This is a genomic window from Ammoniphilus sp. YIM 78166, assembly GCF_004522215.1.
Lineage (GTDB): Bacteria > Bacillota > Bacilli > Aneurinibacillales > RAOX-1 > YIM-78166.
Window position 1 is genome coordinate 1 of record NZ_SDLR01000005.1, and the last position, 14468, is coordinate 14468.

Below are 14468 nucleotides of genomic sequence, written 5' to 3' on the forward strand. Positions count from 1 at the left end.
CTTATATTTCTAAAAACGCAAGTTTTTCAGTGCCCTCTTGTAATGATGGATAGGTTTATTTGTGTATTATTGGATTATGTCGCTTTGAGAGGGCTTCACTTTAGTGCTTTACGTTTTAACGGAATGAGGGACAGTCCCTACCTGAGGGGGTATCCCCGAAGCAAGCACGGGGAAGCCATGTTCGTCTAGCCTATATCGTCGAACATGATGTTGCTTTCTGTACAGTACAACACATCAGCCTTCCCGATTAGGAATTTCAGGGCTCTATCTCCATTCAGCTCTCTGGCTTACGGCCCACTACCTGTTTACCTACGCTTAAACCTAGACGTTACCGTCCAGGCTCCAAGACTAACTACCAGTGATCGGCTCAACCTTTCTGGGTGGGATTCGCACCCCCTATATGACACGCCCTTGCTCGGACACACGGACAGTCCCCATTAATAAGGTAAAGCAGGAAGTGCTTTGCCACCCCCATGGCTCACACCTGCGAGATCCCTACATTAATAATGCCCGACAAAGGTCCGGAACCCTCCATTCGTTCGGCAATTTGTTCTGCCCACTCTGGGTTTCCGTAAACGAGATCAGCTGTGAGTAAATCGGTAGAGTCTAACTTTAGAATAGGTAAAAATATTTCATTTTTCTGCCTTGCTTATGTACTCATCCTTATGGCATTTGTAGGTAACTGGGATCATGATTGCCTTTCTTGGGTGATACTAACCCTATAGAACAAGAAAGAAGGGAACAACATGAAAAAGAGAGTATATTGGATCTTCTTGTTGGTATTCTTGGTTATTATTCAAACAAGCTGTGGCCAGTTATTAAACCCTTTGTCGGAGAATAGGGACAATAAGGTAAACATTCTATCGCAAGCGTCCCAAATATCAGTATATTTAGATGGAAAAAGACTTACTTTTGAAGTCGCACCCACTATTGTTAATGGCCGTACCTTAGTTCCATTGCGTGCTATATTTGAATCGCTTGGGGCCACAGTCGATTGGAATGGACAAACCCGAACAGTTACAGCTGCTAAGGGGAGTACAGCAATCCGATTAACAATTGGTCAGAAAACAGCCTTTAAGAATAATCAAGCGATTATGTTGGATGAACCTGCGGTGATTATTAATGGCAGAACATTGGTCCCTTTACGTTTTGTAAGTGAAGCTATGGGATCCACGGTAGGTTGGAATGGCTTAAGCAGGGTCATAACGATTAGTTCGGTAGCCAAGCAAATGCTTACCGTTACTCGAGTCGTTGACGGAGATACATTGGAGGTAAATTGGAAGGGGAAAACTGAAAAAATCCGGCTGATTGGTATAGATACTCCGGAGACCGTTCACCCTGACAAGGGGGTAGAGGCATACGGAAAGGAGGCTTCTAATTTTACAAAAGCCCAACTAGAGGGTAAACAAGTGCTGATTGAATTTGATGTCGGAGAGCGAGATCGGTATGACCGCTTACTTGGATATGTATCCTTAACTAACGGTACTTTTTTTAATGCTGAACTGGTAGCACAAGGATATGCCCAAATAGCAACTTTCCCTCCTAATGTACGCTGGGTTGACCTTTTTACTCACCTTCAGGCGGATGCAAAGAATGCCAAACGCGGTCTATGGGGTGTTACAAATACTCCACCGCCACCAACTGAAGATGATAGCCAACAGCCATCACCAGATAGTGGGCTAGTGGTATCCCCGAATTGTCCGGATCCAAAAATAAAAGGTAATCTTAGCTCAACTGGGGAAAAAATATACCACGTTCCTGAGGGGCAATATTACGAAAGAACTGAAGCTGAAGAAATGTTTTGTACAGAAAAGGAAGCTGTTGAAGCAGGATATAGGAGATCACTGCGTTGATAGAAAAATGGAAGCGGAAACTACGCATCGCCTTGGAGACAAAAAGTCTATTCTCTTAACCCCGAAATAGCTTCAAAATCGAGTGAAAATCGCTTTTTTCTCCTAATGAGACAAGCCCCTTAGCCCACTAGTCTTGCAAATAAGCTGATAATGAATAGTTCCCCCAAAGATTAGCTACACAATAAAATACACCTAATGAATTTTTCCAATTGGACTTTGAGATTAATGACTAAAAAGGCCTAACTCGAATAAGAGTTGGCCTTGTTCCTTTTATTGTAATTAAGGTAATTTATTTCTTTTTCCTCAGCTATTTATGACGCCATGTAAACTTATCGCAAAGCACTTTCGTGCTTCACTCAACTGAGGGACAGTCCCTCACCCAGGTAAAGTGCACAGCACTTTGCCCTTGACGTTCAAAAGCAGGCAACAATGAAGTAACTTCTGTAATTGAACTGAACCTTGAGGATATTGAACGATCAAAAGGTGTGCTCGATTACCTTACTAACAGGCGGGTGGATTTATATAAGCGGGAAGGTTGGTAGCAGTAGATTTCCAACAGTAAAGCACTCGGCGCTATACCTTGCAAGAGGGAGTAAAAGATCCTAGCCTTCTTAAAGCAGCACCATATCCCATCAATAGAGTCCACCTTTAGCATCCTCGTACTTGCAACCTTTCCTTTTCTCTTCACGTCAGAGTAAATAAGAACAATGAAAAGGTGGTTACTATGAAGAAAACAGCTATGAAATTAGTTGCCTTGGGGATGGTTATTGGTGTTCTAGGAACAACGGGAGCGGTTCTTGCGGCTTCTTCATTAAGCTCGATTCAAGTTAGCTTGGATCCCATTCGTCTGAATGTAAACGGGAAGCTACTCGAAGGTCATGGGATTGATGAAAAATCAGGACAATATTTTAATGGGAAGAAGCACGTTCCAACCACGATGATTTATGAAGGTACGACCTATGTTCCTGTTCGCTTAGCAGCGGAGTCTTTTGGTTATCAAGTGGATTGGGATGGGTACAACCGCGTAATCAACTTTAAAAATGATAAGCAGCCTCCAACGGGTATTGTCGCTGGCTCATTAGAATCCAAGATTTCACATGTAGCAAATAAAGATGGAAGTATTGATTTCAAATTTGTTGTCAAAAATCAAACCGAACAAGAAATAACTCTAACTTTTGCTAGCGGACAGCGATTTGACTATAACATTCGAAATGCTAAGGGTGACGTGGTGAAAATCTACGCGGCAGACAAACTTTTCATACAGGCATTAGGAGAGGAGACCTTAAAGCAAGGGGAAGAATGGATCCTAACGGACAAGACTGAGGTCTTACCTAAGGGTGAATACACCCTGGAATTTTGGATCACTTCAAACGAAGAGCAAGCGAAACAAACCTACCGCTTCACCTTGAAGTAGTTAGGATTGGGGTTCGTCCTCTGGCTTTAAATAGAAACCCTATCCATGTTCGCCAACGGCAAAGCGCTCCGCGCTTTACCTTGTAAGAGGGGTCAGTCCCCTACCTAAGGGGGTATCCCCGAAGTGAGCACTTTGCTGTAGACGAACAACAGAAAGCTCCTCGTTTCATTCGTTTTGTTTAATTGCGACTGTCTTCCTCCCATTGAAATGGCGGGCTTGTATCGTGGTCTAGGACCTGCCCTCCATCAACTTCACCCGGAAGAGGATGACTCGGTCATACTCAAGAAATTCTGAAGGAAGCTCACCCGTTTCGTCATACTGAGTGACGAGCTGTTCTCGAAAGATGATACCCTGTTCGTTGTCCTCTAAAACGGCCATGACCGTGAGCGGTTGATTAAGCTTTATTGGTTTAGACATACTGAGCTGATGGGTGACACTCCCTCCACGAGGGCCCTTGAAAATGACGTCTTTTTCGGTGGCACCGATACTCCCTCCATCGATTACGGATGCCCTCATGCGAAGCCAATGCTCTTTTTCATCTTCTTGCTCTTTCCAATCATAAGCAAACAGCAACTGACTTTTTTTTCTAATTTCCATCCCCATATCCAGTTCTTGCTCTTGTTTGACCCCTTTTTCAAACCTTTCTACAAATGCATACATCGTCGTTACCAGCTCGGTATTTTTGTCGACATCTAATANTATTAATGATACCTCTTGTATATACGTTCCAGGAATGGAAGAAGTTTCACCCACGACTTTTCAGCGCCGCTGTAATCCCACTTTGTGATGAGTCTCCGTATGAAGCCATTCACTGAGTTAAACGTTTATTTGGCTTCGTAACGGTAAGGGGGGCTGTGCACCGCGTATCGTTACCGCTAGAGTTGCTACCCTCTGAGCAAAATCAATAGTCTTTTCAAACCCGGAGCCTTCCGCCCATGCTACCCCTAGCCCGGCAGGATATCCAGACTTCTCCGCTTTTCCTTTTGGTGGGTAGCCATCACCTTCTCATAAGTCGTATCAAAGCCTGGCGGAACAAGAGAGTGGGCTGTGTTCAAAATGGAAGGTAGCAGTGAAAAAGCCAACGCTTCTTGATCGTTCTAAGCGATGGGATACATTGAAAAATTCCCCGTGTATTCATAGCCTTTACTATGTCCTAGGTTCGTGACAGGAATAAATGACCCACTTAAGTTCTCGAGATCACGATAGATTGTCCTTTCCGTTGTCTCGCAGCGTTCAGCCAGTTCCCTAGCTAGGATGCCGCGGGGTTGGATTGTATAAGAGAAATGATTCTTAGAAGGCGGATGAGTTTTTCTGATAAGGGAGGTACTCCTTTCTATTACCAGATAATAGAAAGATTCTAGAGGGAGAGTTAGGGAACCTTTTTTGTGTGGAAAAGAAAAAGACCTGCGGGTGGCAGGTCGTGGGGAGAATAGAGTCTAGACCAAGCCCATTCGACTACTTTCGACTGGGGTCAGACCCCTACCTGAGGGGGTATACCCCGAAGCGGGCAAGGTAAAGTGCGGAGCACTTTGCCGTTGGCGATCATTAAACCCAGGCTTTGTCGCCATGGCTTGAATTGCTAAGCTAAAATCCCGTTCAGCAATATATCGACCATGGTTTCAATCTCCTTCTCGTCGTCAAGCTGCATCCCCTCTTCCGGGAAGAGGATATATTTAAAAAATACATAGCCGATTATCATGGATACCATGGACCGAGTGATGGCTAAAGGGGGGAGCTGCCGCAGTTCGCCTTCCCTGATTTTTTGGGCGATAAATACCTCTGCCCAATCGCGGACGACACGAATGAGATTATCCACGATGATTTCCCTGAGTTCAGGTTGAAATTGGATTTCCTGTAGGATGAGTCGTATTCTTTCCCAATTTTTCTCGAGGAGGGAGAGTCGATTTTGGTACAGCCACTTGAGCAGCTGATCCATAGGCAGACCGCTCTCCATGATTTTCTTAACATCTCTTAAAATCAGCGGCGCAGCAAATCGTGTGACCAAGGGCGCGACAAGACTAATGAGAATATCCTTTTTGGTTTTGAAATGACGGAAGATCGTCCCCTCCGCAACACCCGCTTCTTTCGCTATTTCACTGGTGGATGCGGCGTGAAACCCTTTTTCGGAAAACAGCTTAATCGAGGCTTCCATAATCCTCCGCTGTTTATCCGTCAATTTGTCTTCGTCTTTTAGCTCATCCAGGAATTTTTGCATAATATCATCAAAATAGTCTTCTTCTTTCATAAGAAACTCCTCCAGCTTAATCCATTGTTTTCCTAAATTTCACAACCGCCAAGGTACAGATAAACACCGTAAACACGGATAGGATCATCGTTTCCTGCCACAGCTGCTCCAGCCCGACTCCCTTCAGAAAGATCCCGCGCAAGATTTCCAAGAAATAAGTTAATGGAATGGCTCCACCCATCCATTGGATGATGGTTGGCATGGTATCACGCGGAAACATAAAACCGGACAGCAGGACACTAGGAAGAATAATAGCGAAAGCCAATTGCATAGCTTGCAGCTGCGTCTTGGCAACGGTTGAAATGAGCATGCCGATGGCCAAAGTAGTAATGAGAAACAAGCCGCTTAACAGGATGAGCAACGGGATGCTCCCTTTAACTGGGACACCAAACCAGGCAATCCCAGTGAGAAGAACAATACTAAAGGAGAACAGGCCAATTCCCACATAAGGCAGGAGCTTGCCGAGAATGAGCTCCGTCGGCCGGATCGGCGTCACAGCCAACTGTTCCATCGTGCCTCGTTCCTTTTCCCGCACGAGGGAGAAGGCCGTAAGGATTGCGGTCACGTTTTGCATAATAAGACCGATCAAAGCAGGAATATTAAAAACCAAGCTCTCCATATTGGGATTATATAAAACTCTCGGTTCAAGAGAAAGCGGACGTTCCATGGCTCCCATCCCCTGCTTTTCAAGTTTTTGCATTTGAATGGAGGTGGACTGATGCTGAACAATCAGCTGAGCGTTGGACAAGGCTGTGCGAGCTGCATTCGGATCTGCCCCATCCACCAGCAGCTGCAGCTTTACTTCTTTTCCCATATCTAGACTTGTTGCATAGGCTGAGGGAATGATCAAAGCCACTTTAATCTTGCCTTCATCCATTAAGGCTTGCAACTCCCGATAACCCTCCGCTTGATAGACAAAATCATAGAACTCGGTATTTACAAAATGCTGAATGATCTCACGGCTGTGCTGACTTCGATCTTGATCCCACACTGCCATGGGCAAGTGGTCAACATCAGTATTGACCGCATATCCGAACAGAAAAAGCATCATGATCGGCATCACCAGGGCTATTGCGAGGGAAGGTGGATCCCGGCGAATCTGAACGATTTCCTTGCGCATGATAGCGGTCATGCGCAAGAAGCTGAACCCGGTTTGAAACCTACGCTCCGTTTTCATCGCGATTGACTCCTCTCTTCTTGCTGAACCAAATAGACAAATACCTCTTCTAAACTCGAAAGCCCATACTTCTCCTTTAAATCCTGAGGTGTCCCCTCGACGAGCAGCTTGCCAAAAAAGATAAAGCCAATCCGGTCGCAGGTCTCGGCTTCGTCCATATAATGAGTGCTGACTAGAATACTAATCCCTTTAACAGCAAGGGTGCGAATAACGCTCCAGAAAATTCTGCGAGAAACCGGGTCAACGCCAGCCGTCGGTTCATCTAAAATCAGGATATCCGGTTCATGGAGCAACGCACAGGACAAGGCTAATCTCTGCTTCCAGCCTCCAGACAAGGAGGAGGCAAGCTGGTTTTCCCTTCCTTCAAGCCCTGCCATTCTAATGAGCTCCTGTTTTCGATCTTCAGCTAATTGCCCTCCGAGGCCATAAATCCCCGCGTAAAAGTCTAGATTTTCTCGAACGGTAAGATCTTCATAAAGACTAAATCTTTGCGACATATAGCCAATTTGGTGCTTAATGATCTCCGTATCTTTGACAATGTCATAGTCGAGCACCCTGCCTTGGCCTGATGTAGGGGTCATGAGCCCGCAGATCATCCGGATCGTTGTTGACTTGCCTGATCCGTTGGGTCCAAGAAATCCATAGATAGCCCCTTTCGGGATCGAGAGGCTAATTTGATCAACAGCCATATGGTCTCCGAACTTTTTTGATAAATCCCTGCACTCAATCGCAAGCTCCCGCTTCGTCATGGCTTCTTCCCCCTGTTCCAGCTCACATCTGCCGGCATGCCTGGCTTTAGTTTATCGAGCCCCTCTTCCATGACCAGCGTAACCGCAAATACCATTTTGGTCCGCTCTTCCGCGGTTTGCACATTTTTCGGGGTAAATTCGGCGTTCTCCGCAATGTGTTTCACTCTTCCTTTAAATAACTGATTAGGGTAAGCATCAACGGCTACCTCCGCAATTTGCCCAACCTGAACGAGATTCAGCTTGTTCTCGGGTACGTACACGGTTAGTTGAAGCCGATCTCGCTCGAATAAGGTAAACAGCTGATAGGACGGTTTGACAATCTCCCCTACAGAAACATTTCGCCTAGCTATCACCCCATTTACTGGTGAAACCACTACGGCTTTTTCCCTCTGCAGCCTGGCTTGCTCAAGCTTGGCTTCTGCCATGGCCTTTTGCGCTTCGAGCTGTTTGAGGGTATGGACTGTAACCCCTTCCTGCAAAAGGCCGAACTGGGCATCCGCCGCCTTCAATTGGGCATTCACCGATTGGATTTGCGGTCCCAACGCCTCCTTTTCCTTGTTCGCAATGGCTAATTGGGCTTGATGGGCATCCACCTGGGATTGTAGGCTTTCTACCGCTATAGAAGCCTGGTGTACGGCTTCGCGCTGCAACTCCACACGTTCTTGCGCTTCTGCCCCTTGTTCGGCTAGCGTTTCAACATCCTTCAGTCTCTTTTCCTGATATCTTAATGTCGATACAGCGCCCTTCCACTGCGCCTGCACTTGGGCAAGCATGGCTTCCCGCTGCACGATGGCTGCCTGAAACCTATCCTGTTGGGTCTGTAGGTGACGAATTTGCGCTTCCACTTGCTCGATCTGGGAAGCAGCTTTCGACAGCTCCCGGGATCGTGTCCCTGCTTTCGCGCCTTCCAGTTGGGCCTGGGCAGACAGCAAATGAGCCTCTGCTTCACGAACCTGCTGCTCCAGTAGCCGTGGATCCAATGCAGCAAGAACATCCCCTTTCTTCACTCTTTGCCCCTCTTCGACTTCGATTTTGTCAAGGGAACCCCCAATCTCAGTTAGAACCGGCACCTCGACTCCTTCGATCGTACCTGAATACAGGTCCGTTTCGCTTGAACTGCAGCCTACTAAACCGATAACACATATAATAAGAGCCCATGGTTTCCACCGCGCCATCCATCTCTTCCCTCCCAGTCCTCAAAAATGAGTGATTACTCACTTACATTATATGCAGGATTGCCTAGCACGTAAACCGAACAATAAGTGAAAAAAAATAAACCTTACTAGGAGGAGGTTTACACATAGAACTCTTGATCGACTACTGCACGGAATTGATGTTGGATTTCTGTAATTCGCTACTGGATATCCGACTCAGATTGATCAGTTATGCCCATTAATTCCACAAGTTGCCCGGAAAACCTTCCCTCTTGCCGACCTTAGCAGAGCGGAATTTTTATTGTCTATTTATATTGCCAGCGCCATGCAAGAGTAATAATGATGGCACATTTTGAAAGTAATCGCTATCGGCAAGGCACTTTCGTGCTTTACCTTATGATTGGGGTCAGTCCATATCCATCAAGTTAAGGAATAAGTAATCTCAAAGTCTAAAAAATGGGCTATTCTTTTTATAGGGAAACTATTTTTCTATGAAAGGAAGGGTCTACTATGAAACCTATTCCAATTTCTATTAATGAAGAATTGAGACTGTTGGCTACAGAGTTGTATCGTCAATTTTCCCCTACTCAATTAGAGCATTTAGCAAGAAATCTTGGAGTAATTAAACGAAAGCGAAAGATAAAAGCAGAAGATCTCATTTCATTATGTGTTTACCTAGGTGATGAGGCGTCTTCTAAATCATTGACAAATTTATGTAGTGTACTCGATGCTCACTTCGATGTCTCCCTAAGTACAGAAGGACTTAATCAACGATTTACCAATGCATTGGTCAATTTTATTCGAACCCTTTTTGCAACATTATGCAAAAATAAACTTTCGTCAGCTATTTCTCTGAGTAAGCCCTACCATTATTTTTCTCGCATTCGAATCTTAGACGCCACTGCTTTTGGGCTTCCAGCTTATTATGCTTCCTCTTATCCTGCAACAAACTGTACCCCGGACAAAGCAGGAATGAAAATTCAGTTGGAGTACGATCTGATCAGTGGTGAGTATTTACTCGTTGATGTTGAAAGCGGAAAAACTTCAGACTGTGAGTTAGGTACCTTACAAGCAAAAAGAGTTGAAAAAAATGACCTTTGTTTACGTGATCTTGGTTATTTTAAAATTGACGATTTCATCCAAATGGATCAACTTGGAGCTTACTTTATTAGCCGAATCAAGCCTAAGACTTACGTCTTCACCCGAAACTCGGGAGAAGTTCAATATTTATTAGATGGACGAGTCAAAAAATCTTCCTTGTATAATCCCATTAATTTGAAACAAATGATGGATTCCATGAAACCGGGAGAAGTAAAAGAAATTCCGGAAGCCTTAATTGGCCGTGAAAAGAAGTTGGAGGCCAGGCTCATTCTCTATAAATTAACGGATGAACAGCTAAAGAAGCGCCAGCTCATGCGATCCAAAAAAGAGCGTACGAAAACAAAATCTTATTCCGATGAGACCAAACAGTTAGACGCTCTGCATGCTTTTATCACGAATATTCCTCAAGATGTAGTACCTAAGGAAGAGATCTATGATCTATACTCCTTACGTTGGCAAATTGAGATCGTGTTTAAAACATGGAAATCCATCTTTCATATTCATAAAGCAAAACCGTTGAAAGAGGAACGATTTCTATGTCACCTCTATGGAACCCTTCTAGCGATTCTACTGAGTTCTTCTCTCATATATAAAATGAGGGAAATGCTACTTCGCAGAAAGAAACTAGAGATCAGTGAATTAAAGTCGATGGACATCATGAAGCAGTACTTTAACTTAATAGATAGTGCTCTAAGAAGTGAGGGAACCGAAAAAATCAAGGATGTCTTGCTTAAGATCTCCTCAATGATTGAAAAGAATGCTCGAAAATCCCATCGTTATACGAAGAAAACGGTTTTTGACATATTGGGTATAGTATATGAGCATAGACATAAAGAGTCCAAAATCGCTGCGTAGTAACAGAAAAAAACAAGCCTACCTAAGGCTTGTTTGGGTATGCTCAAAATTATACATTGAACCTAAAATTATGTGAAGAAGATGACATCCTGACAGAATTGAAAAATTGTTTAATGATAACTTGATGGATATGGGGTCAGTCCCTTACCTGAGGGGGTATCACCGAAGCGGGCATAGTGGATGGGTTGTCTATCCAAGATGTGTTCAAGGATCTTCAGAGCATCATGGACACTTCGATGAGGTCGAAAACCGAATGACCACGGTAGAAAATCCTGTTCGTAGATAGCCTCCAGAATTTTACTAAGTGCACTCTGGACTAGCTTATCTTCGTAAGCTGGAATACCGAGCGGTCTCATCTTATCCTGCCTTAGGAATATAGGCACGACGTACTGGTAATGGTTTGTAGTACGCTTGCTTCTTCATCCTTGTGAGCAAGTCAGCTATATTTCCTTCGAGGTTGGCTTCGTATTCCTCCTTGGTCATCTGATCTACCCCAGCCGCTTTCTTTCTTGCCATTTCGCGGTGACATTGTTTGAGCATTTCTTCATTAATAAAATGCGCGAGCGCGGTAAACACTTCGTTCGATTTCGCTCTAGCGACTTCTGCTATTCTTGCCAATTTCGTTTGCATTTGTGATACACCTCTGCGTGTGTGAAATGTTTCCTTAACAAGATCGATAATGCGTCATACGCCTTCCCTCCATGGGCATTACCCCACTTCATGGGTACTATGCGATGATCCGACTTCCTACCACCGTTTGGCATCCTTGCTTTGTATCGCTTGGGTAGCCATACTCCCTCTGTGTGAAGAGCGCATAGGATCTCCCGAGTTGCCGTGTCATAACATTGTGTAACGTGCCAAGGGCTTCGACCCCGGGGAAGAGGGGGTATCCCCAAAGCGAGCAGAAAGTCGAATGAGTCCGTATTTGGAGGATCGTTCTTGTCCCTTTCCTGGCGTATGCAAATGATCTTCGTCTTTTCCTCCGCTATTTCGAGGTTAAATTTTCGAAGTCTTGTAAGTAGCGCCTGGTAGAAAGCTTTAACGTCCTCTTCATATTGAAAACAGCAGACAAAGTCATCCGCGTATCTCACCATGTATGCTTTTCCCTTGCAGCTTTTGCGTACGGCTTTCTCAAACCACAGGTCCACCTTGCGGAGTCCCTTCATTGGTCGTAGAGTATTCTCCGTTCTCTATGACGCCCGCCTTGTGAAAACGCGTGATGAGACACAAAATGTTGGGGTCCGCCACTCGTAGTGAACGAATATCCTCATGATCAATAAATTCCCTTTTTCCCTTTTTTGGAAATTCCCAGTCTTTTTTTATATATTTTCTTACTCTTTAAAGAAGCGTCCAATGTTTGTCTTTGAATAAAATGCATTAAACCTATATAGTAAATAAACAAGGAGCTGAAGAGGATCACAGTACATTTTCCATCGATTTTTGGATGTAGTTTTTAAGACGGGAGGCACGCGATGTTTCTTTCTATACTTACTGTGTTAATTATGTGTTTTTGGATTCTAAGCCTTGGATATCATATCTACCATTTGCCCAGAATGCCTAGAGTTGACATTCAAAAAGAAAAGGTTGGTCATGAACCGCTTGTTTCGGTCATCATTGCTGCTAAAGATGAAGGAGATCATATTCAGAAAACCATTTACTCTCTATTAAAACAACATTATTCCAATCTAGAAATCATCCTAGTGAATGACCGATCGGTAGATCACACCCAAGAAATGATTAATGGATTCACTGGTGATCCACGGATAAAAGCAATTCATGTCTGCTCTCTCCCTATTGGATGGATGGGAAAGAATCATGCATTGTATCAAGGGTAGTTGATATCCGATGGTGAATACCTATTATTTACTGATGCGGACATTGATTTCCATCCGTACAGTATTCGTTCAGCTATATCATTTATTCAGAATCAGCAGGTTGATCACTTGACTCTTCTCCCACACTTTATTATTAAAGGGATTTGGATAAAGCTGTTTCTTCGATTTTCTTTGTTCGGAGCATTTTTTTATAAGCCACCATGGAAACCCAATAACGACCTTCACCATAAAGATGGGATGGGTATTGGGGCATTTAACCTCCTTTCCCGAAAAGCCTATGAGAAAATTGGGACCCATGAAGCTATGCCGATGCATCCAGTTGATGATGTGCATTTGGGGAAACGAATTAAAGAAACAAGACAAAAGCAGAGGTTCGCGGTCGGTAAAGAGTTAATTTCTGTCGAATGGTATCCTAATTTTAGAGCTGCCATAAAGGGATTCGAAAAGAATATCTTTGCCGCTCTGGAATTTTCCAGTTTCATTCTCGTCGTTTTTATCCTTGCGTTTCTAACCTTATATTTTTACCCTTTCGTTGCTCTATTTCTCACGACCGGTTGGATTTTTGGGTTAACCTTGCTCTCTGTATTGATTGCTTATTTTTTATTTTACATTTATATGAATAAGCTATCCTATGGGCTGGATTGGGATTTATTGTTCATGCCGATATCTGTTCTACTATTTCTTTTTGTCGTTGTCCGATCCTGTATCTTAACCTACATTAGAGGAGGCATTATTTGGAGAGGAACATTTTATTCATTAAAAGAAATGAAAAATCACGTAGATGGATAGATGTTGATCCGTTATGGGTGTTTACGCCTCCCGTTGTAAGGAACATTTCCTTTTTTTGCTTCTAATCCGATAAGCCGAAGGATGGGCAGCAATACCTCGGGTGCCGCGATGCTGATAATGCAAGACTGATGGGAACGAGTAGAGCTTCCACCACACAACAAAGAGGGACCTGCCATTTGCAGGTCCCTCTTTCATAATGCCGAAGCTATCATTTTGCAAGCTCTTCATTTCCGGTTAGCTCGGTTGGGTAACTGAACGCCGACGGCAAAGCGCTCCGCACTTTACCTTGTAAAAGGGGTCAGACCCCTACCTGAGGGGGTATCCCCCGAAGTGAGTAGAAGAGCCTCTGCCATGAAATCGGAAAGAATCCGGGTAAAGGCAGCTAAGAATTACAGCATATATCAGATTCCCATTCGTGGATCGGCTCAAACCTACTAAAGTAAGACCTCCTGGCATCAGACTCAAGGGAGGCCTTACTTTTTATCATTTGACAGCAATAACTAGAAAAGTGGATGGAATTAATAATGATGAAAGACCCCAGAGGCCTGGCACGAAAGTTATCACTTTCCCTCCTTCCGTTAGCCTCACTTTTCTTCTTCAAGATAAAATGTTCCTAAGGATTGGGCTATGATATCTTTCGATTCATCGAAAATCCGGCATTGCCCTATAATCGTTTTTCTCCCCCAATGAAGGATTTCCGTCTGGGCAATTAACTTGCTTCCCGAACCCTTCTTAATAAAATTCATTTTCATTTCTAAGGTGAATACCTTCTGTTTTTCTTTTAGTTGATTTAGTATTTTGAAACCAATGGCCACATCAGCAAAGGTATACAAAGCTCCCCCTTGAGCAACTCCATAAATATTTGCATTAAAAGGCCCTAACTCCATGATCATTTCTTCCTTGTCTTCGTTCCATGAAAAACCTAAGAGTTTTCCTAAGCTATGAAGTCTTGAGGGGTTCTGTGGACTTATAGAAAGGATAGCCTGCTGCACGGTTTCTAACTGATCTTGCTCTAGATCTTGCAATTGCTGAATAATATTTTCAATGATCCTTTCTCTTTTAAGATTTCTCATGTTCTTTTCTACATCCTTCGCCACGTTTAATAAGTTTAATAATACTTGCACTCATACAAAAGAGAGTAAGCTAATTGATCATGATCTGTGTAACCATTTAACCTCCACCCTTGTAGAAGAAAATGGGCCACCTGATCAATATCGTTATGAATGATCTCTTCTGTTAGATTGTACATAATGTAATACATCCTATTTAGCAATCCTTCTTATTAACTGATTATAT

Annotated in this window: 15 protein-coding genes; 5 read left to right on the top strand and 10 right to left on the bottom strand. The window is 43.8% G+C overall.

The window, feature by feature from the left end; translation table 11 throughout:
- The first annotated feature begins 746 nt into the window (after nucleotides 1–746).
- A complete protein-coding gene (locus tag EIZ58_RS21185) occupies nucleotides 747–1853 on the top strand; it encodes a stalk domain-containing protein (RefSeq protein WP_134702948.1) in 1107 nt (368 codons plus the stop codon).
- Between the two features lie 724 nt (nucleotides 1854–2577).
- Nucleotides 2578–3267 (top strand): BsuPI-related putative proteinase inhibitor, encoded by a 690-nt coding sequence (locus EIZ58_RS21190; RefSeq protein WP_134702949.1) that lies wholly within the window; start codon nucleotides 2578–2580, stop codon nucleotides 3265–3267.
- A 1097-nt stretch (nucleotides 3268–4364) separates the two neighbouring features.
- On the opposite strand, the gene EIZ58_RS35195 is transcribed toward EIZ58_RS21190, so the two are convergent.
- The 5 genes from EIZ58_RS35195 to EIZ58_RS21220 all read right to left on the bottom strand — a co-directional run bounded on the left by EIZ58_RS35195 (nucleotide 4365) and on the right by EIZ58_RS21220 (nucleotide 8613).
- Nucleotides 4365–4610, bottom strand: a complete 246-nt coding sequence (locus tag EIZ58_RS35195) for an HTH domain-containing protein (protein ID WP_370297796.1) — start codon at nucleotides 4608–4610, stop codon at nucleotides 4365–4367.
- A gap of 236 nt (nucleotides 4611–4846) precedes the next feature.
- The gene (locus EIZ58_RS21205; RefSeq protein ID WP_134702951.1) at nucleotides 4847–5512 is read right to left on the bottom strand and encodes a TetR/AcrR family transcriptional regulator; all 666 of its coding nucleotides are present in this window, start codon (nucleotides 5510–5512) and stop codon (nucleotides 4847–4849) included.
- A 16-nt stretch (nucleotides 5513–5528) separates the two neighbouring features.
- Entirely contained in the window at nucleotides 5529–6689 is a 1161-nt protein-coding gene (locus EIZ58_RS21210; protein ID WP_240689294.1) for an ABC transporter permease, read from the bottom strand.
- Nucleotides 6686–7438, bottom strand: coding sequence for an ABC transporter ATP-binding protein (locus EIZ58_RS21215; RefSeq protein ID WP_134702952.1), 753 nt, complete (start codon nucleotides 7436–7438; stop codon nucleotides 6686–6688). Before EIZ58_RS21215 ends, EIZ58_RS21210 begins: the two co-directional genes overlap by 4 nt.
- The gene (locus tag EIZ58_RS21220) at nucleotides 7435–8613 is read right to left on the bottom strand and encodes an HlyD family secretion protein (RefSeq protein WP_134702953.1); all 1179 of its coding nucleotides are present in this window, start codon (nucleotides 8611–8613) and stop codon (nucleotides 7435–7437) included. Before EIZ58_RS21220 ends, EIZ58_RS21215 begins: the two co-directional genes overlap by 4 nt.
- 489 nt (nucleotides 8614–9102) lie before the next feature.
- On the opposite strand from EIZ58_RS21220, the gene EIZ58_RS21225 reads away from it, so the two are divergent.
- Nucleotides 9103–10548 (top strand): IS4 family transposase, encoded by a 1446-nt coding sequence (locus tag EIZ58_RS21225; RefSeq protein WP_134702954.1) that lies wholly within the window; start codon nucleotides 9103–9105, stop codon nucleotides 10546–10548.
- A 357-nt stretch (nucleotides 10549–10905) separates the two neighbouring features.
- On the opposite strand, the gene EIZ58_RS34180 is transcribed toward EIZ58_RS21225, so the two are convergent.
- Nucleotides 10906–11178, bottom strand: a complete 273-nt coding sequence (locus tag EIZ58_RS34180) for a hypothetical protein (protein WP_205672292.1) — start codon at nucleotides 11176–11178, stop codon at nucleotides 10906–10908.
- Nucleotides 11154–11714, bottom strand: coding sequence for a reverse transcriptase domain-containing protein (locus tag EIZ58_RS21235; protein ID WP_370297772.1), 561 nt, complete (start codon nucleotides 11712–11714; stop codon nucleotides 11154–11156). Before EIZ58_RS21235 ends, EIZ58_RS34180 begins: the two co-directional genes overlap by 25 nt.
- A gap of 387 nt (nucleotides 11715–12101) precedes the next feature.
- Between EIZ58_RS21235 and EIZ58_RS21240 the strand changes: the two genes are divergently transcribed.
- Nucleotides 12102–12383, top strand: a complete 282-nt coding sequence (locus EIZ58_RS21240; RefSeq protein ID WP_167577858.1) for a glycosyltransferase family 2 protein — start codon at nucleotides 12102–12104, stop codon at nucleotides 12381–12383.
- Nucleotides 12384–13172: a glycosyltransferase family 2 protein gene (locus EIZ58_RS21245; RefSeq protein WP_167577859.1), complete on the top strand. Its 789-nt coding sequence runs from the start codon at nucleotides 12384–12386 to the stop codon at nucleotides 13170–13172. It begins immediately after the preceding gene.
- Nucleotides 13173–13183: 11 nt separating this feature from the next.
- Here EIZ58_RS21245 and EIZ58_RS33660 read toward each other — a convergent pair whose 3' ends face one another.
- The 3 genes from EIZ58_RS33660 to EIZ58_RS33665 all read right to left on the bottom strand — a co-directional run bounded on the left by EIZ58_RS33660 (nucleotide 13184) and on the right by EIZ58_RS33665 (nucleotide 14421).
- A complete protein-coding gene (locus EIZ58_RS33660) occupies nucleotides 13184–13348 on the bottom strand; it encodes a hypothetical protein (protein WP_167577860.1) in 165 nt (54 codons plus the stop codon).
- A gap of 408 nt (nucleotides 13349–13756) precedes the next feature.
- Nucleotides 13757–14245, bottom strand: coding sequence for a PaaI family thioesterase (locus EIZ58_RS21250; RefSeq protein WP_134702957.1), 489 nt, complete (start codon nucleotides 14243–14245; stop codon nucleotides 13757–13759).
- 35 nt (nucleotides 14246–14280) lie between these two features.
- Nucleotides 14281–14421 carry a hypothetical protein gene (locus EIZ58_RS33665; protein WP_167577861.1) on the bottom strand — a complete coding sequence of 47 codons (141 nt, stop codon included), beginning with the start codon at nucleotides 14419–14421 and terminating at the stop codon, nucleotides 14281–14283.
- Nucleotides 14422–14468: the final 47 nt, after the last annotated feature.

Excerpts from the sequence above, each read along its gene's own strand:
- EIZ58_RS21250 (WP_134702957.1), bottom strand. The coding sequence starts at position 14,245 with ATGAGAAATCTTAAAAGAGAAAGGATCATTGAAAATATTATTCAGCAA.
- EIZ58_RS21190 (WP_134702949.1), top strand. The coding sequence starts at position 2,578 with ATGAAGAAAACAGCTATGAAATTAGTTGCCTTGGGGATGGTTATTGGT.
- EIZ58_RS21205 (WP_134702951.1), bottom strand. The coding sequence starts at position 5,512 with ATGAAAGAAGAAGACTATTTTGATGATATTATGCAAAAATTCCTGGAT.
- EIZ58_RS21215 (WP_134702952.1), bottom strand. The coding sequence starts at position 7,438 with ATGACGAAGCGGGAGCTTGCGATTGAGTGCAGGGATTTATCAAAAAAG.
- EIZ58_RS21185 (WP_134702948.1), top strand. The coding sequence starts at position 747 with ATGAAAAAGAGAGTATATTGGATCTTCTTGTTGGTATTCTTGGTTATT.
- EIZ58_RS21210 (WP_240689294.1), bottom strand. The coding sequence starts at position 6,689 with ATGAAAACGGAGCGTAGGTTTCAAACCGGGTTCAGCTTCTTGCGCATG.
- EIZ58_RS34180 (WP_205672292.1), bottom strand. The coding sequence starts at position 11,178 with ATGCAAACGAAATTGGCAAGAATAGCAGAAGTCGCTAGAGCGAAATCG.
- EIZ58_RS33660 (WP_167577860.1), bottom strand. The coding sequence starts at position 13,348 with ATGGCAGGTCCCTCTTTGTTGTGTGGTGGAAGCTCTACTCGTTCCCAT.
- EIZ58_RS21235 (WP_370297772.1), bottom strand. The coding sequence starts at position 11,714 with ATGAAGGGACTCCGCAAGGTGGACCTGTGGTTTGAGAAAGCCGTACGC.
- EIZ58_RS33665 (WP_167577861.1), bottom strand. The coding sequence starts at position 14,421 with ATGTACAATCTAACAGAAGAGATCATTCATAACGATATTGATCAGGTG.
- EIZ58_RS21240 (WP_167577858.1), top strand. The coding sequence starts at position 12,102 with ATGCCTAGAGTTGACATTCAAAAAGAAAAGGTTGGTCATGAACCGCTT.
- EIZ58_RS21225 (WP_134702954.1), top strand. The coding sequence starts at position 9,103 with ATGAAACCTATTCCAATTTCTATTAATGAAGAATTGAGACTGTTGGCT.
- EIZ58_RS21220 (WP_134702953.1), bottom strand. The coding sequence starts at position 8,613 with ATGGCGCGGTGGAAACCATGGGCTCTTATTATATGTGTTATCGGTTTA.